Source organism: Paraburkholderia guartelaensis (assembly GCF_004353905.1).
GTDB lineage: Bacteria > Pseudomonadota > Gammaproteobacteria > Burkholderiales > Burkholderiaceae > Paraburkholderia > Paraburkholderia guartelaensis.
Genome location: NZ_SMOD01000171.1, coordinates 1 through 736, shown reverse-complemented (window position 1 = coordinate 736; position 736 = coordinate 1). Strand labels below are relative to the sequence as shown.

The window sequence follows — 736 nt, the reverse complement described above, 5'->3', positions numbered from 1 at the left end:
TTCGGCTGGGCCAAGACCGTGGGGCGCATGCGCCAGGTGATGGTGCGTGGCTTGAAGAAGGTGGACCAGATGTTCGTGTTGAATATGGCGGCCTACAACCTTGTGCGCATGCGATCGCTGGCACAGGTGCGTCCATAGTGGCGGGAAAGCGGCAATGAGGCCAAAAAAGTAGCCTCAAACCGCCGAAACAACGTTGAATTCGCGTTGAGATTGCGCAATCTGAAAAATTTTGCGGCAGGAGCCGCGTAAGCGGAACAAGGCCGTCTCCGTTGGGCTGTATTTCAGCGGCCTGTTAGGGTTTTCAGGACGCACGCATATTCAGACTGTTTCGGCGAGCTGAGGTGCGTATATTGAATCGCATCTTGGACCGCGTTAGCCAACTTGGACCACAAGTCGCGAACGTCCTTCAGGTAGGACTGACGTCTCTGAAAGCAGTATCGAGCAATCGTCAATAGTGGTGTACGCGGGCGGGACGGCATGATCAGGCGGCCAGCGCTTGAGGAGCCGGTGTGCTATCAATCACCGGGGTTCCGTCTTTGAAGGGAACACCCTTCAGAAGCTGATCAATTTTCTCGGCACCGCGAATCTTCCTCCAGCCCTGCTCGGCCGCTTCAATCAGCTTGAACGCCATGGCGAGGAAGGTCGCGCGCGACAGACAGTTACGCGTGCGGCTCGTGCGATGGCGTACCGTCGCAAACGTCGATTCGATTGGATTCGTGGTCCGCACATGCTGCCA

The 736-nt window shown here is 56.8% G+C and carries 2 pseudogenes; one reads left to right on the top strand and one right to left on the bottom strand.

Annotated elements, in window-relative coordinates:
- Window positions 1–138 (top strand): annotated as a pseudogene (locus E1N52_RS43930) (IS5/IS1182 family transposase); the annotation flags it as partial.
- Window positions 139–481: 343 nt separating this feature from the next.
- On the opposite strand, the pseudogene E1N52_RS43925 reads toward E1N52_RS43930, so the two are convergent.
- Window positions 482–736, bottom strand: a pseudogene (locus E1N52_RS43925) (IS256 family transposase); the annotation flags it as partial.